This is a genomic window from Nocardioides sp. AN3 (genome assembly GCF_054653495.1).
Map to the genome: position 1 here is coordinate 423,321 of NZ_BAAIGC010000001.1, position 25,810 is coordinate 449,130.

Genomic DNA, 25,810 nt, shown 5'->3' on the forward strand with positions numbered 1-25,810 from the left:
CAGGGCCGGAATCGTGCTGCGCAGCGAGACGGCCGCGGGCGGCCGCATGGTTGGATCGAGCCAGCGGCCCGCGCGCTGACGACAACCCGAATCGAGGGGGGACCCGATGACCATGCCCGTTGCCGACACCCACGACCTGATCCGCGTCGAGGGCGCGCGCGAGAACAACCTCAAGGGCGTCAGCCTCGAGCTCCCCAAGCGTCGGCTGACCGTCTTCACGGGCGTCTCGGGCTCGGGCAAGAGCTCGCTGGTCTTCGGCACGATCGCGGCGGAGTCGCGTCGCCTCATCGATGAGACCTACTCGACCTTCGTGCAGGGCTTCATGCCGAGTCTGCCGCGGCCCGAGGTGGACCTCCTCGAGGGCCTGACGACGGCCATCCTGGTGGACCAGGAGCGACTCGGAGCGAACCCGCGCTCGACGCTCGGGACCGTCACCGACGCCCACGCGATGCTGCGCAGCCTGTTCAGCCGCCTCGGAGAGCCCTTCATCGGCGGACCGACCGCCTTCTCGTTCAACATCCCCACCACGAGAGCCAGCGGGGTGATGACCGGCCCGAACGGCGAGAAGAAGATCGTCAAGGACGCCGTCTACCTCGGCGGGATGTGCGCGGAGTGCGAGGGTCGAGGCACCGTGTCCGACCTCGACCTGTCGGTGATCCTCGACGAGTCGAAGTCGCTGGCCGAGGGGGCGATCCTCGTGCCGGGCTACACCGCCGACGGGTGGATGGTGGCCACCTTCATCGAGTCGGGGTTCTTCGACCCGCACAAGCCGATCAAGGACTACTCCGAGAAGGAGCGGCACGACCTGCTCTACAAGCAGACGACCAAGATCAAGGCCAAGGGCATCAACGTCAGCTATGACGGTCTGATCCCGAAGCTGCGCAAGTCGATGTTCAGCAAGGACGTCGACTCGCTGCAGCCGCACATCCGTGCCTTCGTGGAGCGGGCCGCGGTCTTCAAGACCTGCCCCGCCTGCGACGGCACCCGCCTCAACGACTCGGCGAGGTCCTCGAAGATCAACGGCCTGAGCATCGCGGACGTGTGCGGCATGCAGGTGACCGATGCGGCCGCGTGGCTGCGCGGGATCGAGGACCGCGGTGTGGCGCCCCTGGTGGCCGGCCTCCTCCACCTCTTCGACTCCTTCGTGGAGATCGGGCTGGGCTACCTCTCCCTGGACCGGCCCTCGGGCACGTTGTCCGGAGGCGAGGCGCAGCGCACCAAGATGGTGCGCCACCTCGGCTCGGCCCTGACCGACGTCACCTACGTCTTCGACGAGCCCACGGTGGGCCTCCACCCGCACGACATCGAGCGGATGAACAAGCTTCTCCTCGAGCTGCGCGACAAGGGCAACACCGTCCTCGTCGTGGAGCACAAGCCCGAGACGATCGCCATCGCCGACCACGTGGTCGACCTCGGACCGGGCGCCGGCACGGGCGGGGGCAGCATCTGCTTCGAGGGGACCGTCGAAGGCCTGCGGGCGAGCGGCACCCTCACCGGGCGGCATCTCGACCATCGGGCGGAGCTGAAGAAGTCGGTGCGCACCGCCTCCGAGCAGCTCGAGATCCGGGGGGCGACCACGCACAACCTCCAGGACGTCGACGTCGACGTCCCCCTCGGGGTGCTCTGCGTCGTCACCGGAGTCGCGGGCTCCGGCAAGTCCTCGCTGATCCATGGCTCGATCGGCGGCCGCGACGATGTCGTCGTGGTCGACCAGGGCGCGATCAGGGGCTCGCGACGCAGCAACCCGGCGACGTACACGGGACTCCTCGAGCCGATCCGCAAGGCCTTCGCCAAGGCCAACGGCGTCAAGCCGGCGCTCTTCTCGGCCAACTCCGAGGGCGCCTGCCCGACGTGCAAGGGCAACGGGATGATCTACACCGAGCTGGGGTTCATGGAGACGGTCGCGAGCCCGTGCGAGGACTGCGGCGGCAAGCGGTTCGGGGCCGCTGTGCTCGAGCTGCGCTTCGGCGGCCTCAACATCGCCGAGGTGCTCGACCTGCCGGTCGCCGAGGCGCGCGCATTCTTCGCAGCAGGGGAGGCGAAGACCCCGGCCGCGGCGACGATCCTCGCTCGACTGGAGGACGTCGGGCTCGGCTACCTCAAGCTCGGCCAGCCGCTCACGACGCTGTCGGGCGGTGAGCGTCAGCGCATCAAGCTGGCCACCCACATGGCGGAGAAGGGCGGCATCTACGTGCTCGACGAGCCCACCAGCGGGCTCCACCTCGCCGACGTCGACAACCTCCTCGGCCTGCTCGACCGCCTCGTCGACTCCGGCAAGTCCGTCATCGTGATCGAGCACCACCAGGCCGTCATGGCCCACGCCGACTGGCTCATCGACCTCGGCCCCGGCGCGGGCCACGACGGCGGGCGTGTCGTCTTCGAGGGCACGCCGGCCGACCTGGTGGCGGCTCGCTCCACCCTGACCGGGGAGCACCTGGCGGCGTACGTCGGCGCCTGAGTCGAACGTCTCCCTGCCGGACGTCATGCGGACGGAGCAGGTGCTTGCTCCGTCCGCATGACGTCCTGACCCGGGTCAGTCGCCCTTCACGTTGACGATCTGCCGCAGCGTGTGGCGGATCTCCACCAGGTCGGCGGCGTCCGCCATCACCTGGTCGATGTCCTTGTACGCCGCCGGAATCTCGTCGATGAAGGCGTCGGTGTCGCGGTACTCGATGCCGGCCATCGCCGCCTGCAGGTCCTCGCGCGTGAACTGCCGGCGGGCCGCCGACCGCGAGAACGACCGCCCGGCGCCATGCGGCGCCGAGTTGAGCGCCACCCTGTTGCCCAGGCCGGTGACGACGTACGACGCCGTGCCCATGCTGCCCGGGATCAGCCCCGGCCGCCCCGCCTCGGCGTTGATCGCGCCCTTGCGGGAGAGCCAGACCCGCTTGCCGAAGTGGGTCTCCTGCTCGGTGTAGTTGTGATGGCAGTTGATCTCCTCCATCCGCACCACCGGCGCACCCGTCCACTCGGCGAACTGCCGGGCGACCCGGTCCATCATCTCCTCGCGGTTGAGCAGCGCGTAGTGCTGCGCCCACCGCATCTGGGAGATGTAGGAGTCGAACTCATCGGTCTCCTCGACCAGGTAGGCGAGGTCGCGGTGCGGAAGCGCGATATGCCACTTCCGGCACAGCTGTGCGGCGACCTTGATGTGGTGCTGCGCGATCTTGTTGCCCACTCCTCGCGAGCCCGAGTGCAGGAACAGCCAGACCCGGTCCTCCTCGTCGACGGTCACCTCGATGAAGTGGTTGCCGGACCCCAGTGTGCCGAGCTGCAGCTCCCACTGGCGGGCGTAGGAGCCGGGCTCGAAGCCGGCGTCCTGCGCCTCCTTCGTGAGGAGCTCGAGCCGGCGCTCGGTGTGCTCGCGACTGACCTTGCGGTTGGCGGCCCCGGCGTTCACGGGGATCGCCCGCTCGATCGCCTCGCGCAGCGGTCGCCGGTCGGTCGGCAGCTCCGCGCGGGTGAGCTGGGTCCGCACCGCGATCATGCCGCACCCGATGTCGACGCCGACCGCGGCCGGGATGATCGCGCCGAGGGTCGGGATGACCGAGCCCACCGTCGCGCCCAGGCCCAGGTGGGCGTCAGGCATCAGGGCGAGGTGCGGGTGGATGAACGGCATCCTCGCCGTCGTCACCGCCTGCTCGCGGGTGCTGTTCTCGAGGATCGAAGCCCAGCTGAGGAGCTTCGGGGTGATCTGCTTCATCGTCGCTTCCTGCGTCATAGCCCTTCTCGTGTGGTCGGTGCCCTCCGGACGGCGGGCCGACACAGGAGGCTAGGGGGCGCGAAATCAGTTGTACGACGCATTTCCGGTGTGCCGTTGCCCTAGCCTGTGCCTGCGGAAGGGGAGCGATGACGTCGTACACGGACCCGCCGGACGAGGCCGCGCCTCGCTGGCTGGTGTGGATCCTCCGCGTCCTGGCGCTCTGTGTTGTCACGCCCCTCCAGATCGCGGCCGTGGCCCTGTCAGCGCTCTTCCGTGTGTTGACCGCCGCCCGCCTCGCCGCCCGCCTCGCCGCTCGCCTCGCTGTGCGCCGCACGCTGCGTTCGCTCGGCCGAGTCGTCGGCGCGTCAGCCCGCGGGCTCGCTCACGCGTGCGGCATCGCCTCTCGTGGGGTCCTCCGTGCGGCCCGGTGGATGGTGCGGACATTCGCAACGCCGGTCGGTCAGGCCGGTCGGCGCCTCGTGCGGCTCCTCGTGCGGCTCCTCCGAGGCACCGGCCGGGCGCTCGTCGCGATGACCCGGGTGAGCGCACCGCTGTGGCGCATCCTCGGGCGGATGGCCGCGGCGATCGCCCGCTGGGCGCGGCCCTACGCGGCGTGGCTGGCTCGAGCTCTCCTGGTGGTCGTCAGAGCGATCGCGGACGTCGTGCGGTTCCTGGGTACGACGATCCGGGTGGTCACCTCCGCGGTCGTCTCTGGCGTCGGCTGGGTCGTCCACGCGCTCTGGCTTGGCTTCGTCGCCGCTGCGCGCTTCGTCACCCAGGCGTTGGTCGCCGTCGGTCGCTTCGTCGCCCGCGTGCTGGTTGCCGCCGGCCGCTGGATCGGTCGCCGTCTCGCGGTCCCGGCCGCCGCAATGTGGCGTCTGTGCCGCGTGGCCGGCCGGGTCGTGGGAGCGGCCTTCCAGTGGGCTGCGTCGCGCTCCTGGCGGGCCCTGTGCTGGACGGCTCGCGCCGTCGCACATGTCGGGCGTCTCACGGTCGGGCCGGCGCTGCGCGTGTCGGCCCGCGGCATCCGAGGCGTCCGACGCGTAGCGGGTGGTGTCGGCGGTGCTGTCGGCGGTGCAGCCGCGCGTGCCCTTGAGCGTGCTGCCACGTGGTCCGCGCCGTGGCGTCGCGCCGCCGTCGAGGCCCGAGCGTCCATGGCGGTCGCCGTCGCCCAGTGGCGAGGGTCGTGGGTCAGGTCGTGGCGCGCGTCGGGGCGCCGCCGGCTGCGCTGACCGGATACTCGAGAGTCAGACGGCGTCATGCCGGCGAGATGTCATGCGGCGGGATGTCATGCGTCGGGATGTCATGCGTCGGGACGTCATGCGGATGGTGCAAGCGGTTGCTCCATCCGCATGACGTCCTGAGCCGCATCCCCGGAGCCGCCTCCCGAGCCGCATCCCCGGAGCCGCCTCATCCGGGCAGCCAGAGGGCGAGCCGATCCCGCACGACCTGCTGCGCGAAGTAGCCGTTGTGCGTGACCGACAGCGCGTCGGGCACGGCGAACGCGTCGGCGACGGGCTGGTGCTCGGCCACCCCTTCGGTCGGCACGACGAGGTCGTTGCGACCATCGAGGAATCCGGAGAAGAAGTCGTCCGCGGCGACGTCCAGCGCGCGCTGAGCAACGGTGCCGGGGTGGGGCTCGTGGTTGCTCGCGACCGTGAACGTCAGGGGCGTCGACGTCCCGCGCGCCTCGGTCAGCGCCGTCAGGAACGCTCCCTGCGGATCCATCGACTCGAGCCCGTGGAGGCCGTCGAGCACACCGGTGCCGAGCTGCTTCACCGTCGCGATCACCGCCGCCAGGGCATCCCCGCCGGCGCCCGGGAAGAGGACCGCGAGGTTCGTGGCCGCGTCGAGAAGCCTCGTCCACTTCGCCGGCGACGCCAGCGGCGTCCCGTTGTTCGGGGTCGCGACATGGACCAGGCGGCGCACCACGGGGGGTCGCAGCAGGGGTCCGGCATACGTCGGCGTGGCGATGAGTGCCCGGCCGACCAGTCCGCCGCGCGAGTGCCCGACGACGTCGAGCACCAGGTCGGTGTCCCCGGTGTGGTCCAGCAGCCAGCGGACGTTGTCGATCGGGCTCACGGAGACGGAGGGGTGGTCGAAGAGAAGGACGCGGCCGGCGTACGTCTCCTGCAGCGCGGGGAGGAGCGTGGAGCCGAGGTCGCCGAACGCGCCCGCGGAGGTGGCGAACGTGCCGTGCACCAACAGCAGCGTCGGCTTGCCGGCGAGCTCGCTCAGTTGGTCGGCGGCGAGGCGGAAGCCGGCCGGCCCGGCAAGACCCCCGTCGTCGTAGCGCCGCAGCCCATAGGGCCGATGAGTCCGCTCCCAGTGCGACATCAGGAACTCGGCCGCGCCGCCCGCGCCCTGCTCGAGCGGGTAGCGGAGCACGTGCAGGAGCTTGCTCAGACCGATGCCCCGCAGCGCGCGGTCGCCGTCGCCGGGCGCCGCGGGTCCGGGCAGCGGCGCCTGCACGACCGGGACCCGAAACACGTCTTGGCCGGTCCCTCCGAGAACATCACCGACGTCGCTGACAACGCCGCCACCGGCCCGGTCGGTCGCGGCGGCGTCGCCGACGGGGAGCGGGAGGTGCCAGCTCGCAACCCCCGTCCCGTCGACCTCGAGCAGGACCTGGCACTGGTCGGGCGGCGGCGCCTCGACCCGGAGCTCGACCGCCGGCACGTCCCCGTCGCCGGTGACCGTCGCCGGCGTCGTCAGCTCGGTCAGCGACACGGCCAGCACCGGCCTGGTCTCGGCAACGGCCAGCGCGACGACGAGCTGGGAGGCGCCCTCGACCGGCATGCTCGCGGAGACCAGGGCGCTCGCGAGGTCCTGCGGAGCGCGAGTGCCGTCGAGGACGAGCATCTCGGAGTGGGCCTCGGCGCCGACGCCCGTCGAGGTGAGCACCACACCCGGGAGCGCGAGTCGGCCATCCGGCGGAAGTGTTGCCATGGCGGTGCCTCTCTCAGCGGGTCCGGCCATGAGTGTCGGTGCCCGTCGCTATGTCCCTTGGGAGAGTGGCGGACGCGGAAGGCGACGGACACCCCCACATGGTCTATCCGGAGTCGGTGACGCGCAGGTCGACGCGCACGGTGTCGCCGGTGTCGACCCGCGCCGCACCTCGGACCGCCTTCTTGACCGGAAGCACCCAGCCGGACCTGCCCGGGAAGACCGACGTCCGCCACGTCGACGGGCCGAGCGTCGCCTCGACCCGCACCGATCCGAAGCCGCGGCGCGGGCCCGCGAGGTCGCGGATCTCGTCGCCGACGTCCTCGGGAAGGGTGAGGAAGACCCACGCCCCCTCCGCCCCGTCACCGGAGAGCCACAGCTCGGCCTCGAACGTCCAGGTCATGTCTCCATCCTGCCGCTCACCACCGGCAGGGCGCCTCAGGCGCCGACGTCCGTGGAGGACGTCGACGCCTGACGCGCCTGCTGCGCGGCGCCGACCACGCACGCTGGCTGCGTTGTCGTCAGTCGCCGTGGCTCCGCCACGGCTCCCTCCTCCGCCTTGCCACCGCACGCACTCGACGCCGCTCGCGACGTCGCCTCAGGCGCCGACGTCCTCCGCATCAACGATGCGGTAGGCGTAGCCCTGCTCGGCGAGGAACCGCTGGCGGTTGGCGGCGAAGTCGGCGTCGACGGTGTCGCGGGCGACGACCGTGTAGAAGTGGGCGACCTTCCCCGGCGCTCCGGGCCGCAGCAGCCGGCCGAGGCGCTGCGCCTCCTCCTGGCGGGAGCCGAACGACCCTGACACCTGGATGGCGATCTCGGCGGAGGGCAGGTCGATCGAGAAGTTCGCGACCTTCGAGACCACGAGCAGGTCCAGCTCACCGGACCGGAACGCGTCGAAGAGGCGCTGCCGCTCCTTGACCGGCGTCTCCCCGGAGATGACCGGGGCGTCGAGGGCGTCGGCGAGCTCGTGGAGCTGGTTGAGATACTGCCCGATCACCAGCGTCGGCTGCCCGGCGTGGCGCTGCAGCAGCGACCGAACGACGCCGACCTTCTCCCGCGCGCAGGCGGCGAGTCGATACCGCTCCTCGGGCTCGGCGGTGGCGTAGGTCAGCCGGTCGGCCGACGGCAGCGTCACGCGGACCTCCACACAGTCCGCCGGCGCGATCCAGCCCTGGGCCTCGATGTCCTTCCAGGGGGCGTCGTACCGCTTCGGGCCGATGAGCGAGAAGACGTCCCCCTCCCGGCCGTCCTCGCGCACCAGGGTCGCGGTCAGCCCGATCCGGCGACGGGCCTGCAGGTCGGCGGTCATCCGGAAGATCGGTGCGGGCAGCAGGTGCACCTCGTCGTAGACGATGAGGCCCCAGTCGCGGGCGTCGAGCAGCTCGAGGTGGGGGTAGACGCCCTTCCGCTTGGTGGTGAGGACCTGGTACGTCGCGATGGTGACCGGTCGGATCTCCTTGGTCGAGCCGGAGTACTCCCCGATCTCCTCCGCCGTCAGCGACGTGCGCCGGACGAGCTCGTCCTTCCACTGGCGGGCCGAGACCGTGTTGGTCACGAGGATGAGGGTCGTCGCCTGAGCGTGGGCCATCGCGGCCGCGCCGACGAGCGTCTTGCCGGCGCCGCAGGGGAGTACGACGACGCCGGAGCCGCCATGCCAGAACGACTCGGCCGCCTCTCGCTGGTAGGGCCGCAGCTGCCACTCGCTCTCGTCGAGGTCGATGGCGTGCGCCTCACCGTCGACGTAGCCCGCGTAGTCCTCCGCCGGCCAGCCGAGCTTGAGCAGCGCCTGCTTCAGGTTGCCCCGCTCGCTCGGGTGCACGGCGACCGTCGCGACGCTGTCGGGCACCGGGTCTACGCGGGAGCCGAGCATGCCCTGCACCTTCTTGGCGCGCAGCACCTCCTCGAAGACGGGCAGGTCGTTCGACGCCAGCACGAGGCCGTGGGTGGGGTGCTTCTCGAGACGCAGACGCCCGTAGCGGGCCATCGTCTCGGCGATGTCGACGAGGAGTGCGTGAGGGACGGCGTACCGCGAGAACTCCAGCAGCGCGTCGACGACCTGCTCGGCGTCGTGCCCGGCCGCGCGCGCGTTCCAGAGTCCGAGCGGCGTCAGCCGGTAGGTGTGGATGTGCTCCGGCGACCGCTCGAGCTCGGCGAACGGGGCGATCGCCTTGCGGGCATCACCGGCCCGCGGGTGGTCGACCTCGAGCAGCAGCGTCTTGTCCGACTGGACGATGAGGGGGCCATCCATGGTGCCGCCAGCCTACGGACCGGTGCTACTCCCCGGTGAACCGCGGCTCCCGCTTCTCCACGAACGCAGCGACCGCCTCGGCGTGGTCGGCCGTCTGGTGCATCATCGCCTGGACGTCGGCGGAGGTCTCGAGCACCTGCTCGAGGGTCAGGCCGGCGGTCTCGCGCAGCAGCTGCTTGCCGGCACGCACGGCGACGGGCGGGTTCGCGGCGATCCGCTCGGCGATCTCTCGGGCGGTGGGGAGCAGCTCCTCGGGTGCGACGACTCGCGAGACGAGGCCCCACTCCAGCGCCGTCTCCGCCGAGATCCGGTCACCGGTCAGCGCCATCTCGGCGGCGCGGGCATGGCCGACGACTCGGGGCAGCAGGAACGCCCCGCCGTCACCCGGGATGAGCCCCACCTTGACGAACGACTCGGCGAAGAACGCATCGGTCGAGGCGATCCGCAGGTCGCACATGAGCGTGAGGTCACAGCCGGCTCCGACCGCGGGGCCGTTGACAGCGGCGATCAACGGCACGGGGCAGTGGAAGAGCGCACGCGGGATGCGCTGGATGCCCTGCCGGTAGCCGTCGGCGATCTGGTCGGGCGTCCCGCCGAACATCCCGCTGCGCTCGGCCATGGCCTTGACGTCGCCACCCGAGGAGAACGCCGGGCCCGCCCCGGTGAGGATCACCGCCCGCACCTCCACGTCGCCGGTGACGCGGGCCGCCGCTGCCTCGAGAGCCTCCACCATGGGCAGGTCCGAGATCGGGTTGCGCCGCTCCGGCAGGTTGAGCGTCCAGGTCTCGACGTGCCCGTCGCGGCGGGTCAGCAGTGGCTCGGCCATGGTGCCGACGCTAGCCCAGGCGGCGGATGGCCGACCGTCACCTCTCGACCGGTCGTACGTCGCGGATCCGGTGCACCGCGAAGGAGCGGGTGTCGTCGACCCGGTTGTCGACCGCGACCAGCTGGCCGCCCTCGACGCGCACGGGCGAGACCACCCGGTCCGCGAGGGTGCCGTGGTTGTCGACGTAGGTGATGACCACCGGTGTCGACGTCTCGACCGCCTCTCGGAGCGCCGCGAGCGCGTCGGCGGGCGTGAGCTGGGCCGACGAGCGTCCGGACGCCGCCGCCTCGTCGCCCGCACGCACGGCCCTCACGACGGCGGCGACCCGAGCCGAGTCGCGCGCCTCCTCCGCCGCGGCGCCCTCGGCACCCGAGCGCCGCGACTTCGGCGTGCGTGCGCGGAGCTGGTCGGGGCGAGCCACGTGGACGGTGCCGTCCGACGCCTCGGCGACCGGCGAGGCGCCGAGCTCTCGGAGCCGGGGGAGAAGCACGTCGATCGGGGTCGAGGAGATGAGCACGGTCGGCGCGATCCGGCGCAGCCCGAGCGAGGGCGCCTGCGGATGGTGGAGCAGCTCGGCCAACGCGGTCTCGTCGTCGGAGCGCAGGAACGCCTCGGCGTAGCCCACCCGGATGGAGCCGAACGTGCGCGCCGCGTCGTCGACCAGGTAGGACAGCGGCTGCGGGACGGCGGTGCGCGAGACCGACGCCAGGAACGCGTGCACCTCGCCGGCGCTCCATCCGGCTTCGAGCGCCCGTCGGACACTGGCCGGCGTGAACCGGTAGACGGTCGCGCCGCCGCGCGACTCGACGTCGGCGAGCAGCTGCAGGTGGCGGGCGAGCGACGGTTCGAGGGGGCCGGGGGCGACCGCCGTGAGGTCCGCCTGCAGGAGCACGTGGTCGACCGGGTCGGGCAGCAGCCCGGTGAGCGCGGGAGCCGGGTCGTCGCCGGTGACGAGTGCCCGGGCGTACGTCGCCAGCCCGTCCAGTCCGGTCACGCCGAGCGCCGCGGCCTCCTGCAGCGTGTGGACGACCTGCTCCGCTCGCTGCCTCGGTCGCCGGGGCCGCAGCCAGGAGAGCCGCGCGACCAGGCCCGGGACGCCGGTCCCGGAGGCCAGCACCTCGTCGTCGGGGAGCAGTGCGAGCTCCGCCAAGGTCATGCGGCGGGTCTCGCGCGCCAGGGGGCTGACCAGCTCCTGCACCAGGGCGTTCCACACCTTGCCGGCGGTGTCACGCTCGCCGACCAGGCTCGGCGTCCGGTCGCTCGCCAGCCAGGCACGGACGAGCACGACCCACCGCTCGGCGACCGGCTGTGCGGTCCAGGTGTCGAACTGGTCCGTCGGCAGCCACGCCGGGCTGCCGTCGGGGGCCGCCGCGGTGGTGACCAGACCCGCAGCGTGTGCCACCTCGACGAGCAGGGCCGCCGTGGCCTCGTCCACGTGGAGCCGCGCGGCGGTGGCGCGCAGGTCGCGGACGCCCAGACCGCCGGACCGCAGCGACGCGGGCGGAGCCGCACCCCACCCGTCGACGAGGAGCTCGGTGCGGCGTACCGCCTCGAAGGCCGCGCCCGCGGCCACCTTGTCCACGAGCGACCGTCCGCGGGGCGAGGTGGGGATCTCGGGAGGCACGTCGACACGCTCGGCGGTCGTGTGGCCCCGGACCGCGATCGCGACCTCCCCGGGGACCACCATCGGAGCATCGGTCCGCGGCACCAGCAGCCCGCGCGCGATCAGCTCCTCGGCAGGCGTCGCGGCGTCGGCCACCGAGACCGTGGTGCGCGCGCTGCTGACGGCCTCGCCGCCGGAGTCGACGACATGGACGAGCATGGCCCGCGCCGCCGGGGATACGGCCGCGACCACGGCACGTACGTCGCCTGGGGACCGCGCCGGTGACGACACCGGTCGCACGCCACTGAGCGGTCCGAGCGCCTCGGCGACCCCGGTGAGCGCGCGCAACCCGCCACGCGACTCCCAGACGAGGGCGAGATCGACCAGCCGTCGCAGCGCCGCGTGCACCGCGTCGGGATCCGCATGGACCGCGTCGGCGACCCGGTCGGCCGACGCCTGCTGGAGGACCACGACCGCGTCCAGGACGACCAGCTCAGGGCGGCTCAGCAGGTCCAGCGCGCGCTGCAACGAGGCCCTCGTCGCCGCACGCGAGGCCAGCTGGCTCGAGTCCTGCGGGGCGGGCGTCGCGAGGTCCGGCCGGGCGAGCAGCAGCCCGGAGAGACGCTCGACCGGCCAGGCGCGCAACTGGTCGGCGAGCGAACGGAATCCGCTGCTCGTGCTCATCCTTCCCAGGCTACGGGCTGCGGATGTGGTGGGATGTGCCCTGTGAGTGATCGGACCTTCTCCTACCAGCCGGGCGGCTGGTTCGGCATCGTGGGTGACCACGCCACCGTCCTCCTGCCGGGCACCGAGAAGGCCCGCGCCGGTGCACTGTGGGTGCTCGTGGACGACGGTGCGGGCTTCGACGCCGTCCTCGACGCCCTCGTCGCCGACGGCCTGACGTCGCTGCCGGGCTTCGTGCTGCTGGCGAGTGACGGCGACACCATGCGCGTCGTCATCCGCGGCGATGCGACGGCCAGGTTCGACGCTGCTGAGGGAGCGGTCCACGTCGAGGGCTCCAGCACGTCGATGTGGGTCGAGCGCGTCCTGCACGACGTCAGCCACCTGGTGGTGACCCTGCCGGGCGAGCTCCCGACCGGACCGCGGCTCACGGTGGTCGGCGGGCTCGTCAGGCTCGCCGGGCTCGAGACACCCGCTCCGGCCCTCGCCCCTGCGCCGCCCACACTGCCCCCGCCCCCGCCGCCTCGGGCACCCGTGCCGCCCGCGCCTCGGCTCGAGCTCGTGCCCGACCCGCTCACCGACGAGATCGAGCTGCCCGCTCCCGAGGATGAGGCCCCGACCGGCGACGACGTGCTAGGCGAGCCGCCGTCGTGGACGCCGCCGACCCCGCTTCCGCCGCCGCCCGCGCCGCCGGTCCCGACGCTCCCACCGCCTCCGCCGTTCCCGAGCGTCCCCCTGGAGCCGGAGCTGGAGCCGGTCGCCGAGCCGCCTTTCGAGCCGCCCATCGAGCCCGCCGCTGAGCCCGCGCCGCCGTCAGCCGCCCCGCCGGCCTGGAGCGACGAGCTGACCGAGCAGTTCCCGGCCACGCCGGTCGAGCCGGAGCACGACGCCGAGCCCTCCTGGGAGCGGCCCGGCCCGGTCGCCCACCTGTCCTTCTCGAGCGGGGCGGAGGTCGACGTCGACGGCCTCGTCGTCATCGGCCGGGCGCCCGACGCCGGTCGCTTCCCGGCCGACGAGCAGCCCATGCTGGTGGCGGTCCCGAGTCCGCACTCGGAGATCTCCTCGACGCACGTGGAGGTCCGTCCCGGCACCGGCGACGACCATGGCCGTGCCGTCGTCACTGACCTGGGGTCGACCAACGGCACGCTGCTCGTCCAGCCCGGGCAGCGGCCGGAGGAGCTGCGGCCCGGCGTACCCGTCGTCCTCCAGGTCGGTGCCCTCATCGACCTCGGGGACGGACTGACCATTCGCGTCGTCGACGCGTAGGGGCTCGGCGTCCGCGACCCGGCCGCGACCCGGCGGCGGACGTCATGCGAACCGTGGAAGCGGTTGCACCGTCCGCATGACGTCCCGGGTCCCGTTGTCGCTGCCAGCGGCCGCGTCGTCTCCACTGCCCCGTGTCGAGGGGGCGTCGTCCACAGCGGAGCCATCGGTGGGGCGCCGCCGCGGGCGGACCCCGGGCAGCGTGGCCCCATGCCGAAGACTCCGCCACCGGGCGACAAGCGCCTCCGAGCCGCATACGAGCTCGCGCTCACCCAGGGGATGGTCGTCTCGCGCAGGCAGCTCTACGCCTCGAAGGTCACCCGGTGGGAGATCCGGGGTCAGCTGAGGGCGCGACGGTGGCAGCTCATTGGCGACCAGTCGGTGTGTCTCCACAACGGGCCGATCACCGACATGGGCCATCAGTGGGCAGCGGTGTTCCAGGGCGGCCCGAGCGCCTGCCTGGACGGAGCGTCGGCCCTCGTCGCCGGTGGGCTCACCCGGTTCGACGTCGACCGCCATCGGGTGTCGGTGCCACGGGGTGCGCGCGTGCGGCGGACGCCGCTCTACGACATCCGGCAGACCCGCCGGCTCACCAGGGACGACCGCGCCGCGACGGGCATCCCTCGCACACGTCCGCCGGTGGCGGCCGTGCGGGCAGCCCTGTGGGCGAAGACAGACAAGCAGGCGGCGTACGTCGTCACCCTCACCGTCCAACAGGGGCTGGCCAGCCCTGAGCAGATCGGACTGGCGCTGTTGGCCGTCAAGAGGCATCGACGGCGGCAGCTCCTGCATGAGCTGGTCAACGATCTGATCGACGGCGCCCGCGCGCTGGGCGAGCTGGACGTCGTCCGCGAGCTGCGCCGCCGAGGGCTGCCCCTTCCCGCGCAGCAGGTGCTGCGTCAGGACGGCCGCGGGCGCTACTACCTGGACCTGTACTGGCCGGACCACCACCTCGTCGTCGAGATCGACGGCATCCATCACGCCTGGGCCGAGAACGTCGTCGGCGACGCGCTGCGCCAGAACTCGCTCTCGCTGACGGGCGACACCGTGCTGCGGCTCCCGCTCCTCGGCCTACGGCTCGCGCCGGAGGAGTTCTTCGCCCAGATCGCCCAGGCGCTGAGCCGTCGGGACGTCATGCGAACCGTGGAAGCGGTTGCTCCGTCCGCATGACGTCCGGCGCGGACCGTCCGGCGCGGACTCAGTCCTTCTTCGCCGGCTCAGCGATGTCGTCGAAGACCTGGGGCCGATGGATGATGTGCGCGCGACTGAGGGGCCACACCAGGGCGACGACCTTGCCGACGACGAGGTCGGTCGACACGTAGGCGTCGTTCTTGTCGCAGTTGGGGCCGTCGTCGGCGGTGCACAGGTGGAACGAGCTGTCGGCCGACTCGTCCCGATTGTCGCCCATCACGAAGAGCTTCCCCGGGGGCACCGTCGCCGACCAGCCGGAGCAGCCGGCCATCGGGCCGTCGCAGTCCTGCTGCGGGTCGATGAAGGAGTCCTCGGCGAGCGGGGTGCCGTTGACCGAGATGCGGCCCTTCTTGTCGCAGCAGACGACCTTGTCCCCGGCGATGCCGATCACCCGCTTCACCAGATGGCCGCCGGAGGGGTAGAGGCCGATCTTCGCGAGCGTCCCCGCCAGCGGGCCGCTCGGACCGCCGTTCTCGCCCTCGTTGAGCCAGTCGCCGGGGTCCTTGAAGACGATGATGTCGCCCCGTTGCGGGGTGCCGTGCCAGTACGACGGCTTCTCCACCAGGATGCGGTCGTTGATCTGCAGCCCCGGCTCCATCGAGCCCGACGGGATGTAGAAGGCCTGCACGAAGAACGTCTTCACGATCACCGCGAGCCCGATGGCGACCACCAGCAGGATCACCGTCTCCCGAAGGACCTTCCCGGAGCTGCTGGACGCCTTGGCGCGCTCGTCAGTGGTCACAGCGGGACACTAGAGGATGCGCCAAAGCGGCGGGACGCGAACCGGCGCCCGGCGACCCGGCCTGCGATGCGTCGACCATGGGGCCGCGACCCGGGCGTCTAGCATCGAGGCCGTGAGCGAGTCGGGGCAGCTGGTGGTGGGGTTCGACCTCGATATGACCCTCATCGACACCGTCCCCGGCTTCCGGGACGTCCTGGTCGTCCTGGGTGAGGAGCTCGGCGTCGAGTTCCCGGTCGAGGAGATGACGGCCAAGCTCGGACCGCCGCTCGAGATCCTGCTGGCGCCGTACCTGCCCGCCGACGAGATCGACGCCGCCGGCGACCGCTTCCGCGCGCTCTACCCCGCCCATGCGATCGCGAACGTGCACGCGTTCTCAGGCGCGCACGAGGCGCTCGCCGCGGTGCGCAGGCACGGGGGCCGGGTCGTCGTCGTGACAGGGAAGTACGCCGCCAACGCACAGCTCCACGTCGACCACATCGGCTTCGAGATCGACCATCTCGAGGGCTGGGTGTGGGGCGTCGGCAAGGCGGAGGTGCTGCTGCGCGAGGGGGCGAGCATCTACGTCGGCGACCATGTGCACGACGTCGAGGGCGCCCTGGCGGCGGGCGCGATCAGCGTGTCGGTGCTCACGGGAGGCTGCACGCGGGAGGAGGTCGAGGCGGCCGGAACCCACGTCATCCTCGACGACCTCTCCCAGTTCCCCGCCTGGCTCGACGCCCACGTCGCCGAAAGCGCTGCACAGGCGCCACCGCCGCTCGGATAGGCTCTGTCGGCCCGGTGGAGATGCACGGGGCGCAGATCTGTCGACGACACGCGAGCAATGAAGAGGTCAGTCCGGTGCCCACTGGCAAGGTGAAGTGGTTCGACGCGGAGAAGGGTTTCGGCTTCCTGTCCCAGGAGAACGGCCCCGACGTCTACGTCCACGCCGACGCTCTCCCGGCCGGCGCCGCCAAGACCCTCAAGGCCGGCACCCGCGTCGAGTTCGGCATCGCCCAGGGCCGCCGCGGTGAGCAGGCGCTCCAGGTGCGCATCGTGGACGCCCCCGCGTCGGTCTCGCGCAACCAGGCCGCGGCCAAGCGTCGCAAGCCTGAGGAGATGACGCTCATCGTCGAGAACGTCATCAAGCTCCTCGAGGACATCCGCGAGGGCTACGAGCACGGTCGCCCCCCGACGCGCGAGCTCGCCAAGAAGGTGAGCCCCGCCCTGCGCGTCCTCGCCGACGAGTTCGAGCTCTAGCCGACGCCCGGCACGCACGCTGGCCGCGTTGCCGCCGCTCGACGACCCGCTCCGCTCCAAGGTCGCCTTCGCGGCGGCGCCTTGCCATCGCACGCCCCGGACGCCGCCCTCTCCGGCACGCACGCTGGCCGCGTTGCCGCCGCTCGACGACCCGCTCCGCTCCAAGGTCGCCTTCGCGGCGGCGCCTTGCCATCGCACGCCCCGGACGCCGCCCTCTCCGGCACGCACGCCGGCCGCGGTCATCTGCGACTGTTCACCGAAGGGCGCGGGCGCGAGGCCAGCACGTACGCCGTCCACGCGGTGAGCACCGCACAGGCGACGCCGAGTCCGAGGTGGGCGTGCAAGGGGAGCGCGATGCCCACGAACCCGCCGATGACCCACGCGAGCTGCAGCGTGGTGTCGGACCGAGCGAACGCCGAGGCCTGGACCGACCCCGGGATGTGGGCCTGGATCGAGGAGTCCAGGGAGAACTTCGCCAGCGCCTGACCGAGGCCGGCCACCAGGCCGAGGACTGCGAGCATCGGCACCGAGTAGAGCAGCGCGGCGGCCAGGGCCACCGCCGCGTCGGCGACCATCACGGTGGAGACGGTGACCGCGGGTCTGATCCGGCGCACCATGGAGGCCGCGACCACGCCGAGGAAGTTGCCGACCCCGGCGCCACCCGCGACGATCGCGAGCAGCACCGTCGCCGACCATCCGTCGATCGGGTGCTCCTGCAGCAGGAACGCCATGAACATCAGCAGGAAGCCGTAGAGCCACTTCGGCGCACAGTTGGCGCGCAGTGCGTAGGCGACGCTCGCCGGCATCCGCATCCGCAGGCGACCGCTCGGGGTCTCGCCGTCCTCGCGGAAGCTGAGTCGGCCCTCGCCCACGCTGGAGTCGACCTTGGCCGGCAGCCGGATCGCGGCGATCGTCGCGGCCACGAAGAGGACGAAGGCGTAGCGCAGCACCCATTCCGGCCCGAGCAGCGAGGCGAGCCCGGCCAGGGGCGCGGAGATGGCCACGCCGACGATGCCGGCCATCGAGACGCGCCCGTTGGCCTTGACCAGCGTGAAGTCGCGGGGGAGCAGCCGGGGGACTGCGGCGGCCCGGGTCACGCCGTACGCCTTCGAGGCCACCAGCACGCCGAGCGCGGCGGGGAACATCGCCGGCGACTGGTCGGGCAGCGCGCCGGCGAGCACCCAGCACAGGAACGCCCGGATCGCCATCGTCGCCCCGATCGCCCAGCGGCGACCGTGGGCGAACCGGTCGAGGAACGGGCCGATCAGCGGCGCGACGATCGCGAAGGGCAGCATCGTCAGGCCGAGGAAGAGCGCCACGCTCTCCCGGGACGAGCCGCCGCTCCCCGGGACGCCCTGGAAGAACAACGACCCCGCCAACGAGATCGCGACCGCTGCGTCGCCCGCGGTGTTGACGGCATGCAGCTCGATCAGGCGGTTGAGCCCGGAGTCGGCCGCACCTTGGGCGTCGGCCGCCCGACGGGCCTGCCGGAACGCGAACCGACCGAAGCGTCCCATCCCTCGGGCCGTGGCTCCCACGCCGTGCGCGAAGGTGCGGCCCGCCGATCGTGACGGCTCCGGACCCGCGGCGGGATGGGGGTCGCGCCACCGCTGACCCTCGCCCTGCTGTTCGTCGTGCTGAGCCGTCACGTCTCCATCCTGCCTGCTCCCACCCCCCGAACTGGCAGGAGAGGAGCAACATGGGTGAAGATGTCGCACGTGAGCAGTGAGGTGAGCCAGATCGACGAGCCGATCGCCGTCGGCGCGGTCGACGCCGCGCGGACCGCCCTCGTCGCCGAGGTCGGCAGTGCCGACGTCGGCGCTCACCTCGGCCACGTCGTCGAGTCCGGTGCCGACCCGGCTGGCGCCGTCGTCACGCACTTCTTCGCCTGCCGGCGCAGCGGGTACGTCGGCTGGAACTGGTCCGTCACCGTCGTCCAGCTGCCCGGCGAGCCGGCCACGATCGACGAGCTGGTGCTCCTGCCGGGCGACGAGGCGATCGTCGCCCCGGCGTGGGTGCCCTACCGCGACCGCATCGAGCCCGGCGACCTCTCCCCGGGCGACCTGCTGCCGGTCTCCGACGACGACCCGCGGCTCGTGCCGACGTACGCCTTCGGGGACGACCCCCTCGACCCCGACGCCAAGGCCCAGGTGCGGCAGGTCGCAGCCGAGCTCGGCCTCGGCCGCGTGCGCACGCTGTCGGTCGAGGGCCTCGATGCCGCGGCTCAGCGGTGGTATGTCGGGCAGGCAGGGCCGGCCGCCCCCATCGCGCAGGCGGCTCCGCACCACTGCCACTCGTGTGGGTTCCTGCTGCGCATCGCCGGCTCGCTCAGCGCCAGCTTCGGCGTCTGCGCCAACGGCGACGCCAACGACGACGGCCGCATCGTCAGCATGGACCACGGCTGTGGTGCCCACTCCGAGGTCCGGCTCGCGAAGCGGCACGAGCCCCAGCCGCTGCCCGAGCCGGTCGTCGACGAGCTGACCCTGGATCTGCTCGAGACGTTCTGAGCTGGCCCTGCGCCCGGACGGCGCACCGTCAGGTGCTCAGCGTCCGTCGCGGTGCGCGCGGCGCCGGCAGACCTCGATGCCGATGAGCCCCAGTCCGAAGCCGGCCATGCAGGTCCACAGCCACCAGGTGTTGCCCGCGTCGGCGAGATGCCCGTAGAAGGGGAGCAGGCCGAGGAAGGCCAGCGCCCAGAGGGCGGTGCCGACCATGAGGGTGCGCACGCCGTCCACGTCGAGCGGCGCGACGTCGGCGACCAGGTAGGTCCTCTTCCCGATCCGATGGGCCAGCGGCTCGTCGTGCTCCTCCACGCACCCAACCTACAAGCGAGCGCAGCACGCTCGCCGGCGCGGCTCCTCGTCGTGCCTCAGCCTCCGGTCGTCTCCGCCGTCCCAGGAATGCTTAGCGAAGGTAATGAGTTATGCTAACGACATGACGAGCACGAGTGTGAGCGGCACCGACGCCGGACTGGCGTCGGTCCTGCGTCTCTCCGTGATGCGGCTACGTCGCCGGCTCGCCAACGAGCGCGATCCGAGCAACGACCTCTCGATGGGGGCGATGGCGGTCCTCGGAGCGCTCAGCGTCTCCGACGAGCTGACCGTCGGTGAGCTGGCCGCGCGCGAGCGCGTCCAGCCGCCCAGCATGACGCGCACGATCGGGTGCCTGGTCGACGGTGGCTACGCCGAGCGTCGCTCGGGCGAGACCGACCGACGCCAGGTCCTCGTCGCCATCACCGAGAAGGGTCGCGCGACCGTCAAGGCCGACCGCGCCCGCCGCGACCACTGGCTCGCCCAGCAGCTCGCCGCCCTGACACCCGATGAACGCGCCGTCCTGCACCAGGCGGCCCCGATCCTGGAGAAGATCGCACACAGTTGAGCCCCACGTTCCGAGCCCTGAGCAACCCGAACTACCGGCTGTATCTGGCCGGCAGTGTCGTCTCCAACACCGGCACGTGGATGATGCGCGTCGCCCAGGACTGGCTGGTGCTCAGACCGCTGGACGGCGGCGGCGCGGCCGTCGGCATCACGACGGGCCTCCAGTTCCTCCCGGTCCTCCTCCTGACGCCGTACGCCGGAGTGGTGGCCGACCGGATGCCGAAGCGCCGGCTGCTGCAGATCACGCAAGCGGCCATGGGGCTGGTGTCGCTGCTCGGGGCGGTCGTCGCCATCTCCGGCCACAGCCAGCTGTGGTTCGTCTACCTCTGCGCCCTGGCCCTCGGCGTGGGCGCGGCGTTCGACGCGCCGGCGCGGCAGTCCTTCGTCAGCGAGATGGTCGGCACGGAGCACCTCACCAACGCCGTCGGCCTGAACTCCGCCAGCTTCAACGCCGCCCGCATCATGGGCCCCGCGATCGCCGGCCTGATGATCGGCGCGCTCGGGTCGGGCCAGCAGGCGACCGGCTGGGTCTTCGGAGTCAACGCCGTGTCCTACCTCGCCGTCATCGCGCAGCTGCGCCGGATGAACCCCGCCCTGCTGCACATCGGGAAGGTGCGCGGCCGGGGGCCCGGCGCGCTGCGCGAGGGCGTGGCCTACCTCCGCGGGCAGCCCAAGATGCTGTTCGTGCTCGTCCTGGTGTTCTTCGCGGGCACGTTCGGCATGAACTTCCAGATCACGAGCGCGTTGATGGCGACGGAGGTCTTCGGCAAGGGCGCGGGGGAGTACGGCATCCTCGGCTCGACCGTCGCGATCGGGTCCCTCACCGGTGCACTGATGGCTGCTCGCCGGACCCGGATCAGGCTGCGGCTGCTGGCGGTCGCTGCGGTCGGCTTCAGCCTCGCCGAGATGGTGGCGGGCGCGCTGCCGTCGTACGTCCTCTTCGCCGTGTTCAGCCCGGTCATCGGCTTCTGCACCCTGACCCTGCTCAACTCGGCCAACGCGACCATGCAGCTCGAGTCCGACCCGCTGATGCGGGGGCGAGTCATGGCGCTCTACATGACCGTCGTGCAGGGTGGGACCCCCATCGGAGCGCCGATCATCGGCTGGATCGGCGAGGCGTTCGGTGCCCGCTGGACGCTGTGGCTCGGCGGCGGGCTCACGATGCTGGGCGCCGTGCTCGCGATCATGCTGTACGGACGGCTCCAAGGCGGCCTGTCCAGCGTTTTGACCCCCTTTCGGGCGCCCGGTAATCTTTTTCCTCGTGTCTGGGACGACCAGGCCGTCGCGCGTGCCCGCAGGTAGTCCTCAGAACTGGTGAGGGCGCTGGCACGCCCATGAGCAGGGCGACACGCCCGACCTCGGGGGTGGCGGTCACGGACGGTATCGCACCACTCGGACACGGCAACACCACCCTCCGCGGCAGGGCGCTGCGGAGAGAGAGTCGAACAGAAGGGGAACCACCAGGTGCCCACCATCAACCAGCTGGTCCGCAAGGGCCGCGAGGACAAGGTGTCGAAGAACAAGACGCCTGCCCTCAAGGGATCTCCGCAGCGCCGTGGCGTCTGCACCCGCGTCTACACCACCACGCCGAAGAAGCCGAACTCCGCTCTGCGCAAGGTCGCCCGTGTGCGCCTGAGCTCGGGCGTCGAGGTCACCGCTTACATCCCCGGCGTCGGCCACAACCTCCAGGAGCACTCGATCGTGCTCGTCCGCGGCGGTCGTGTGAAGGACCTGCCCGGTGTCCGCTACAAGATCATCCGCGGCACGCTCGACACCCAGGGCGTGAAGAACCGCAAGCAGGCCCGGAGCCGCTACGGCGCCAAGAAGGAGAAGTGAGATGCCTCGCAAGGGTCCCGCTCCCAAGCGCCCGATCGACGTCGACCCGGTCTACGGCTCGCAGCTGGTCACCCAGCTCGTGTCGAAGGTCCTGAAGGACGGCAAGAAGCAGGTCGCCCAGCGCATCGTCTACACCGCGCTCGAGGGCTGCCGTGAGAAGACCGGCACCGACCCGGTCCTGACGCTCAAGCGCGCCATGGACAACGTCAAGCCGGCCATCGAGGTCAAGTCGCGCCGCGTCGGCGGTGCGACCTACCAGGTCCCGATCGAGGTCAAGGGCAACCGCGGCACCACGCTCGCGCTGCGCTGGCTCGTCGGCTACTCGCAGGACCGCCGCGAGAAGACCATGGCCGAGCGCCTCCAGAACGAGATCCTCGACGCGAGCAACGGCCTGGGCGCTGCTGTGAAGAAGCGCGAGGACACCCACAAGATGGCCGAGTCGAACAAGGCCTTCGCGCACTACCGCTGGTGAGCTGACGGGCGGCGTGCCGACGACCTCGGCGCGCCGCCCGGCACCGCACCTACTCCTACTTCCTAAGGAACACGCAGACAGTGGCTGTCGACATCACCACGGACCTGAAGAACGTCCGCAACATCGGCATCATGGCGCACATCGACGCCGGCAAGACCACCACGACCGAGCGCATCCTGTTCTACACCGGCATCACCTACAAGATCGGTGAGGTCCACGAGGGCGCGGCCACGATGGACTGGATGGAGCAGGAGCAGGAGCGCGGCATCACCATCACGTCGGCCGCGACGACCTGCTGGTGGAAGAACCACCAGATCAACATCATCGACACCCCCGGCCACGTCGACTTCACGGTCGAGGTCGAGCGCGCGCTGCGCGTCCTCGACGGCGCTGTCGCCGTCTTCGACGGTGTCGCCGGTGTCGAGCCGCAGTCGCAGACGGTGTGGCGCCAGGCGAACAAGTACTCGGTCCCGCGCATGTGCTTCGTCAACAAGCTCGACCGCACCGGCGCGGACTTCTACCGCGTCGTCGACTCGATCGTCGAGCGCCTCAACTCCACCCCGCTGGTGCTGCAGATCCCGATCGGCGCCGAGGCCGACTTCATCGGCGTCGTCGACCTGGTCGAGATGCACGCGAAGGTCTGGCGCGGCGAGACCCAGATGGGTGAGGACTACACGGTCGAGGAGATCCCGGCCGACCTCGCCGACAAGGCCGCCGAGTACCGCGAGAAGCTGGTCGAGACGCTCGCCGAGGCCGATGACGACATCATGGAGGTCTACCTCGAGGACGGTGACGTCTTCGACGTGCCCACCCTCAAGGCCGCCATCCGTCGCGCGACCCTCGCCGACAAGGTCAACCCCGTGCTCACCGGCACCGCGTTCAAGAACAAGGGCGTCCAGCCGCTGCTCGACGCGGTCAACGACTACCTCCCCTCGCCGGTCGACGTCGAGGCCATCGTCGGTCACAAGCCCAACGACGAGTCCGTCGAGATCACGCGCAAGCCGAGCGACGACGAGCCCTTCTCCGGTCTGGCCTTCAAGATCGCCTCCGACCCCCACCTGGGCAAGCTGATCTACGTCCGCGTCTACTCCGGGAAGCTCGCGGCCGGCGCGACCGTGGTCAACTCGGTCAACGGCAAGAAGGAGCGGATCGGCAAGGTCTACCAGATGCACGCCAACAAGCGTGAGGAGATCGCGTCGGTCGGCGCCGGCCAGATCGTCGCCGTCATGGGTCTGAAGGACACCAAGACGGGTCACACGCTGAGCGACCCCGCCAACCCCGTGGTCCTCGAGTCGATGACCTTCCCGGCCCCGGTGATCGAGGTCGCCATCGAGCCGAAGACGAAGAGCGACCAGGAGAAGCTCGGCGTGGCGATCCAGCGTCTCGCCGAGGAGGACCCGACCTTCGTCGTAAAGACCGACGAGGAGACCGGCCAGACGATCATCGCGGGCATGGGCGAGCTCCACCTGGAGATCCTCGTCGACCGCATGAAGCGCGAGTTCAAGGTCGAGGCCACCGTCGGCAAGCCGCAGGTGGCCTACCGCGAGACCATCCGCCAGAAGGTCGCGAACCACAGCTACACCCACAAGAAGCAGACCGGTGGCTCGGGTCAGTTCGCGAAGGTCGTCATCTCGATCGAGCCGAACATCGACCCCGAGACCGGCACGGGTGCCGGCTACGAGTTCGCGAACAACGTGACCGGTGGTCGCGTGCCGCGTGAGTACATCCCGTCGGTCGACCAGGGCGCCCAGGAGGCCATGGAGTTCGGCGTCCTCGCCGGCTACCCGATGGTCGACGTCAAGGTCGCCCTCGAGGACGGCGCCTACCACGACGTCGACTCCTCGGAGCTCGCGTTCAAGATCGCCGGCATCCAGGCCTTCAAGGAGGCCGCACGCCAGGCCAAGCCGGTCCTGCTGGAGCCCGTGTTCGCCGTGGAGGTGACGACCCCGGAGACCTTCCTGGGCACCGTCATCGGCGACATCAACTCCCGCCGTGGCCAGATCCGGGCGCAGGAGGAGCGGTTCGGCGACATCGTCGTCCAGGCCCTCGTGCCCCTGTCCGAGATGTTCGGGTACGTTGGCGACCTGAGGTCCAAGACCTCCGGCCAGGCTTCGTACTCGATGGAGTTCGACTCGTACGCCGAGGTTCCCACGAACATCGCCGACGAGATCATCAAGAAGGCTCGCGGCGAGTAATCGCCGTTCGGCCCTCGGCATCACCCAGTTCAGTACGAGTCACGTAACAAACACACCAGGAGGAGCCCACAGTGGCTAAGGCGAAGTTCGAGCGGACCAAGCCGCACGTCAACATCGGTACGATCGGTCACATCGACCACGGCAAGACCACGCTGACCGCGGCGATCACCAAGGTCCTGCACGACAAGTACCCGGACCTGAACGCCGCTTCGGCGTTCGACGAGATCGACAAGGCTCCCGAGGAGCGCCAGCGCGGTATCACGATCTCGATCGCGCACGTCGAGTACCAGACCGAGGCGCGCCACTACGCGCACGTCGACTGCCCTGGTCACGCGGACTACATCAAGAACATGATCACCGGTGCGGCCCAGATGGACGGCGCGATCCTCGTGGTCGCCGCCACCGACGGCCCGATGCCGCAGACGCGTGAGCACGTCCTGCTCGCCCGCCAGGTCGGCGTGCCGGCCCTGGTCGTCGCGCTCAACAAGTGCGACATGGTCGACGACGAGGAGCTCATCGAGCTCGTCGAGATGGAGGTGCGCGAGCTCCTCAACGAGTACGAGTTCCCGGGCGACGACATCCCGGTCGTGCGCGTGGCCGCCTTCCCGGCGCTGCAGGGCGACGCCAAGTGGGGCGAGTCGATCCTCGAGCTCATGAACGCGGTCGACGAGGCCATCCCGACCCCCGAGCGTGAGACGGACAAGCCGTTCCTCATGCCCGTCGAGGACGTCTTCACGATCACCGGTCGTGGCACCGTCATCACCGGTCGTATCGAGCGCGGCATCGTCAAGGTCGGCGAGGAGGTCGAGATCGTCGGCATCCGCGAGACGTCGCAGAAGACCACCGTCACCGGTGTCGAGATGTTCCGCAAGCTCCTCGACGAGGGCCAGGCTGGTGAGAACGTCGGTCTGCTCCTCCGTGGCACCAAGCGCGAGGACGTCGAGCGCGGCATGGTCGTCATCAAGCCGGGCACCACGACCCCGCACACCAACTTCGAGGCGAACGTCTACATCCTCTCGAAGGAGGAGGGCGGCCGTCACACGCCGTTCTTCAACAACTACCGTCCGCAGTTCTACTTCCGCACGACGGACGTGACCGGCGTCGTGACCCTCCCCGAGGGCACCGAGATGGTCATGCCGGGTGACAACACCGAGATGTCGGTCGAGCTCATCCAGCCCATCGCGATGGACGAGGGCCTGCGGTTCGCGATCCGTGAGGGTGGCCGCACCGTCGGCGCCGGCCGGGTCACCAAGATCACCAAGTGATCGAGCGCCGGCGGAGCCGGCCACCTCAGGGTGGCCGACTCCATCAATGCCGGCCGGGTCACCAAGATCACCAAGTGACCTAACGACACTCCACGGAGTCCCCCGGTGCCGATCGGCACCGGGGGACTCTGCCTTGTCAGGTGTACATGGTGGTGAGCGGACGCAGATGTTCACGGCAAAGGCCGCGAGCAGGCGCAGTTGGCCACACGAGCCGTGAACATCT

Annotated in this window: 22 protein-coding genes; 13 read left to right on the forward strand and 9 right to left on the reverse strand. The window is 71.1% G+C overall.

Translation table 11 applies throughout. The annotated features are described in order from the left end of the window. Positions 1-112: 112 nt before the first annotated feature. Positions 113-2,458, forward strand: coding sequence for an ATP-binding cassette domain-containing protein (locus ACYQ1K_RS01955; RefSeq protein WP_459981171.1), 2,346 nt, complete (start codon positions 113-115; stop codon positions 2,456-2,458). Between the two features lie 75 nt (positions 2,459-2,533). Here ACYQ1K_RS01955 and ACYQ1K_RS01960 read toward each other — a convergent pair whose 3' ends face one another. Then, entirely contained in the window at positions 2,534-3,703 is a 1,170-nt protein-coding gene (locus ACYQ1K_RS01960) for an RtcB family protein (RefSeq protein ID WP_459980893.1), read from the reverse strand. A 146-nt stretch (positions 3,704-3,849) separates the two neighbouring features. Between ACYQ1K_RS01960 and ACYQ1K_RS01965 the strand changes: the two genes are divergently transcribed. Continuing rightward, positions 3,850-4,935, forward strand: coding sequence for a hypothetical protein (locus tag ACYQ1K_RS01965; RefSeq protein WP_459980895.1), 1,086 nt, complete (start codon positions 3,850-3,852; stop codon positions 4,933-4,935). A gap of 178 nt (positions 4,936-5,113) precedes the next feature. On the opposite strand, the gene ACYQ1K_RS01970 is transcribed toward ACYQ1K_RS01965, so the two are convergent. From ACYQ1K_RS01970 to ACYQ1K_RS01990, 5 genes are all read right to left on the reverse strand, one after another. Next, a complete protein-coding gene (locus tag ACYQ1K_RS01970) occupies positions 5,114-6,652 on the reverse strand; it encodes an esterase/lipase family protein (protein ID WP_459980898.1) in 1,539 nt (512 codons plus the stop codon). 103 nt (positions 6,653-6,755) lie between these two features. Beyond that, the gene (locus ACYQ1K_RS01975; protein ID WP_459980900.1) at positions 6,756-7,052 is read right to left on the reverse strand and encodes a DUF1905 domain-containing protein; all 297 of its coding nucleotides are present in this window, start codon (positions 7,050-7,052) and stop codon (positions 6,756-6,758) included. Between the two features lie 195 nt (positions 7,053-7,247). Then, positions 7,248-8,900 carry a DNA repair helicase XPB gene (locus ACYQ1K_RS01980; RefSeq protein ID WP_459980901.1) on the reverse strand — a complete coding sequence of 551 codons (1,653 nt, stop codon included), beginning with the start codon at positions 8,898-8,900 and terminating at the stop codon, positions 7,248-7,250. A gap of 25 nt (positions 8,901-8,925) precedes the next feature. Continuing rightward, the gene (locus tag ACYQ1K_RS01985) at positions 8,926-9,726 is read right to left on the reverse strand and encodes a crotonase/enoyl-CoA hydratase family protein (RefSeq protein ID WP_459980903.1); all 801 of its coding nucleotides are present in this window, start codon (positions 9,724-9,726) and stop codon (positions 8,926-8,928) included. A gap of 37 nt (positions 9,727-9,763) precedes the next feature. Continuing rightward, on the reverse strand, positions 9,764-12,013 hold the full coding sequence (locus ACYQ1K_RS01990; protein WP_459980905.1) for a helicase-associated domain-containing protein: 2,250 nt from the start codon (positions 12,011-12,013) through the stop codon (positions 9,764-9,766). 42 nt (positions 12,014-12,055) lie between these two features. Between ACYQ1K_RS01990 and ACYQ1K_RS01995 the strand changes: the two genes are divergently transcribed. Both ACYQ1K_RS01995 and ACYQ1K_RS02000 read left to right on the forward strand, forming a co-directional pair. Continuing rightward, entirely contained in the window at positions 12,056-13,276 is a 1,221-nt protein-coding gene (locus tag ACYQ1K_RS01995) for an FHA domain-containing protein (RefSeq protein WP_459980907.1), read from the forward strand. Between the two features lie 207 nt (positions 13,277-13,483). Continuing rightward, positions 13,484-14,443 carry a DUF559 domain-containing protein gene (locus tag ACYQ1K_RS02000; RefSeq protein ID WP_459980908.1) on the forward strand — a complete coding sequence of 320 codons (960 nt, stop codon included), beginning with the start codon at positions 13,484-13,486 and terminating at the stop codon, positions 14,441-14,443. A gap of 28 nt (positions 14,444-14,471) precedes the next feature. Here ACYQ1K_RS02000 and lepB read toward each other — a convergent pair whose 3' ends face one another. Then, entirely contained in the window at positions 14,472-15,206 is a 735-nt protein-coding gene (lepB, locus tag ACYQ1K_RS02005) for a signal peptidase I (protein ID WP_459980910.1), read from the reverse strand. A 112-nt stretch (positions 15,207-15,318) separates the two neighbouring features. Here lepB and ACYQ1K_RS02010 point away from each other — a divergent pair, with 112 nt between their 5' ends. After that, entirely contained in the window at positions 15,319-15,969 is a 651-nt protein-coding gene (locus ACYQ1K_RS02010) for an HAD family hydrolase (protein WP_459980911.1), read from the forward strand. Between the two features lie 74 nt (positions 15,970-16,043). After that, positions 16,044-16,442 carry a cold-shock protein gene (locus ACYQ1K_RS02015; RefSeq protein WP_459980912.1) on the forward strand — a complete coding sequence of 133 codons (399 nt, stop codon included), beginning with the start codon at positions 16,044-16,046 and terminating at the stop codon, positions 16,440-16,442. Positions 16,443-16,681: 239 nt separating this feature from the next. Here the strand turns inward: ACYQ1K_RS02015 and ACYQ1K_RS02020 are convergent, their stop codons facing one another. Next, entirely contained in the window at positions 16,682-18,091 is a 1,410-nt protein-coding gene (locus ACYQ1K_RS02020) for an MFS transporter (protein ID WP_459980914.1), read from the reverse strand. Between the two features lie 60 nt (positions 18,092-18,151). Here ACYQ1K_RS02020 and ACYQ1K_RS02025 point away from each other — a divergent pair, with 60 nt between their 5' ends. After that, complete coding sequence (locus ACYQ1K_RS02025) at positions 18,152-18,949, forward strand: DUF3027 domain-containing protein (RefSeq protein ID WP_459981173.1); 798 nt, start codon at positions 18,152-18,154, stop codon at positions 18,947-18,949. A gap of 36 nt (positions 18,950-18,985) precedes the next feature. On the opposite strand, the gene ACYQ1K_RS02030 is transcribed toward ACYQ1K_RS02025, so the two are convergent. Next, the gene (locus ACYQ1K_RS02030; RefSeq protein ID WP_459980916.1) at positions 18,986-19,255 is read right to left on the reverse strand and encodes a DUF2530 domain-containing protein; all 270 of its coding nucleotides are present in this window, start codon (positions 19,253-19,255) and stop codon (positions 18,986-18,988) included. A gap of 121 nt (positions 19,256-19,376) precedes the next feature. On the opposite strand from ACYQ1K_RS02030, the gene ACYQ1K_RS02035 reads away from it, so the two are divergent. From ACYQ1K_RS02035 to tuf, 6 genes are all read left to right on the forward strand, one after another. Next, positions 19,377-19,820, forward strand: a complete 444-nt coding sequence (locus ACYQ1K_RS02035) for a MarR family winged helix-turn-helix transcriptional regulator (RefSeq protein ID WP_459980919.1) — start codon at positions 19,377-19,379, stop codon at positions 19,818-19,820. Further along, positions 19,817-21,121: an MFS transporter gene (locus tag ACYQ1K_RS02040; protein ID WP_459980921.1), complete on the forward strand. Its 1,305-nt coding sequence runs from the start codon at positions 19,817-19,819 to the stop codon at positions 21,119-21,121. Before ACYQ1K_RS02035 ends, ACYQ1K_RS02040 begins: the two co-directional genes overlap by 4 nt. A 162-nt stretch (positions 21,122-21,283) precedes the next feature. Next, positions 21,284-21,655: a 30S ribosomal protein S12 gene (rpsL, locus tag ACYQ1K_RS02045; RefSeq protein ID WP_091125843.1), complete on the forward strand. Its 372-nt coding sequence runs from the start codon at positions 21,284-21,286 to the stop codon at positions 21,653-21,655. A 1-nt stretch (position 21,656) separates the two neighbouring features. Continuing rightward, complete coding sequence (gene rpsG / locus ACYQ1K_RS02050; protein WP_459980924.1) at positions 21,657-22,127, forward strand: 30S ribosomal protein S7; 471 nt, start codon at positions 21,657-21,659, stop codon at positions 22,125-22,127. 80 nt (positions 22,128-22,207) lie between these two features. Further along, on the forward strand, positions 22,208-24,322 hold the full coding sequence (fusA, locus tag ACYQ1K_RS02055; protein WP_459980925.1) for an elongation factor G: 2,115 nt from the start codon (positions 22,208-22,210) through the stop codon (positions 24,320-24,322). A 71-nt stretch (positions 24,323-24,393) separates the two neighbouring features. Beyond that, complete coding sequence (gene tuf / locus ACYQ1K_RS02060; RefSeq protein ID WP_459980927.1) at positions 24,394-25,587, forward strand: elongation factor Tu; 1,194 nt, start codon at positions 24,394-24,396, stop codon at positions 25,585-25,587. The last annotated feature ends 223 nt before the right edge of the window (positions 25,588-25,810 follow it).

Excerpts from the sequence above, each read along its gene's own strand:
- ACYQ1K_RS01970 (WP_459980898.1), bottom strand. The coding sequence starts at position 6,652 with ATGGCAACACTTCCGCCGGATGGCCGACTCGCGCTCCCGGGTGTGGTG.
- ACYQ1K_RS01985 (WP_459980903.1), bottom strand. The coding sequence starts at position 9,726 with ATGGCCGAGCCACTGCTGACCCGCCGCGACGGGCACGTCGAGACCTGG.
- ACYQ1K_RS01975 (WP_459980900.1), bottom strand. The coding sequence starts at position 7,052 with ATGACCTGGACGTTCGAGGCCGAGCTGTGGCTCTCCGGTGACGGGGCG.
- ACYQ1K_RS01980 (WP_459980901.1), bottom strand. The coding sequence starts at position 8,900 with ATGGATGGCCCCCTCATCGTCCAGTCGGACAAGACGCTGCTGCTCGAG.
- ACYQ1K_RS02025 (WP_459981173.1), top strand. The coding sequence starts at position 18,152 with ATGTCGCACGTGAGCAGTGAGGTGAGCCAGATCGACGAGCCGATCGCC.
- ACYQ1K_RS01965 (WP_459980895.1), top strand. The coding sequence starts at position 3,850 with ATGACGTCGTACACGGACCCGCCGGACGAGGCCGCGCCTCGCTGGCTG.
- rpsG (WP_459980924.1), top strand. The coding sequence starts at position 21,657 with ATGCCTCGCAAGGGTCCCGCTCCCAAGCGCCCGATCGACGTCGACCCG.
- ACYQ1K_RS01990 (WP_459980905.1), bottom strand. The coding sequence starts at position 12,013 with ATGAGCACGAGCAGCGGATTCCGTTCGCTCGCCGACCAGTTGCGCGCC.
- ACYQ1K_RS01960 (WP_459980893.1), bottom strand. The coding sequence starts at position 3,703 with ATGAAGCAGATCACCCCGAAGCTCCTCAGCTGGGCTTCGATCCTCGAG.
- ACYQ1K_RS02000 (WP_459980908.1), top strand. The coding sequence starts at position 13,484 with ATGCCGAAGACTCCGCCACCGGGCGACAAGCGCCTCCGAGCCGCATAC.
- ACYQ1K_RS02035 (WP_459980919.1), top strand. The coding sequence starts at position 19,377 with ATGACGAGCACGAGTGTGAGCGGCACCGACGCCGGACTGGCGTCGGTC.
- ACYQ1K_RS01955 (WP_459981171.1), top strand. The coding sequence starts at position 113 with ATGCCCGTTGCCGACACCCACGACCTGATCCGCGTCGAGGGCGCGCGC.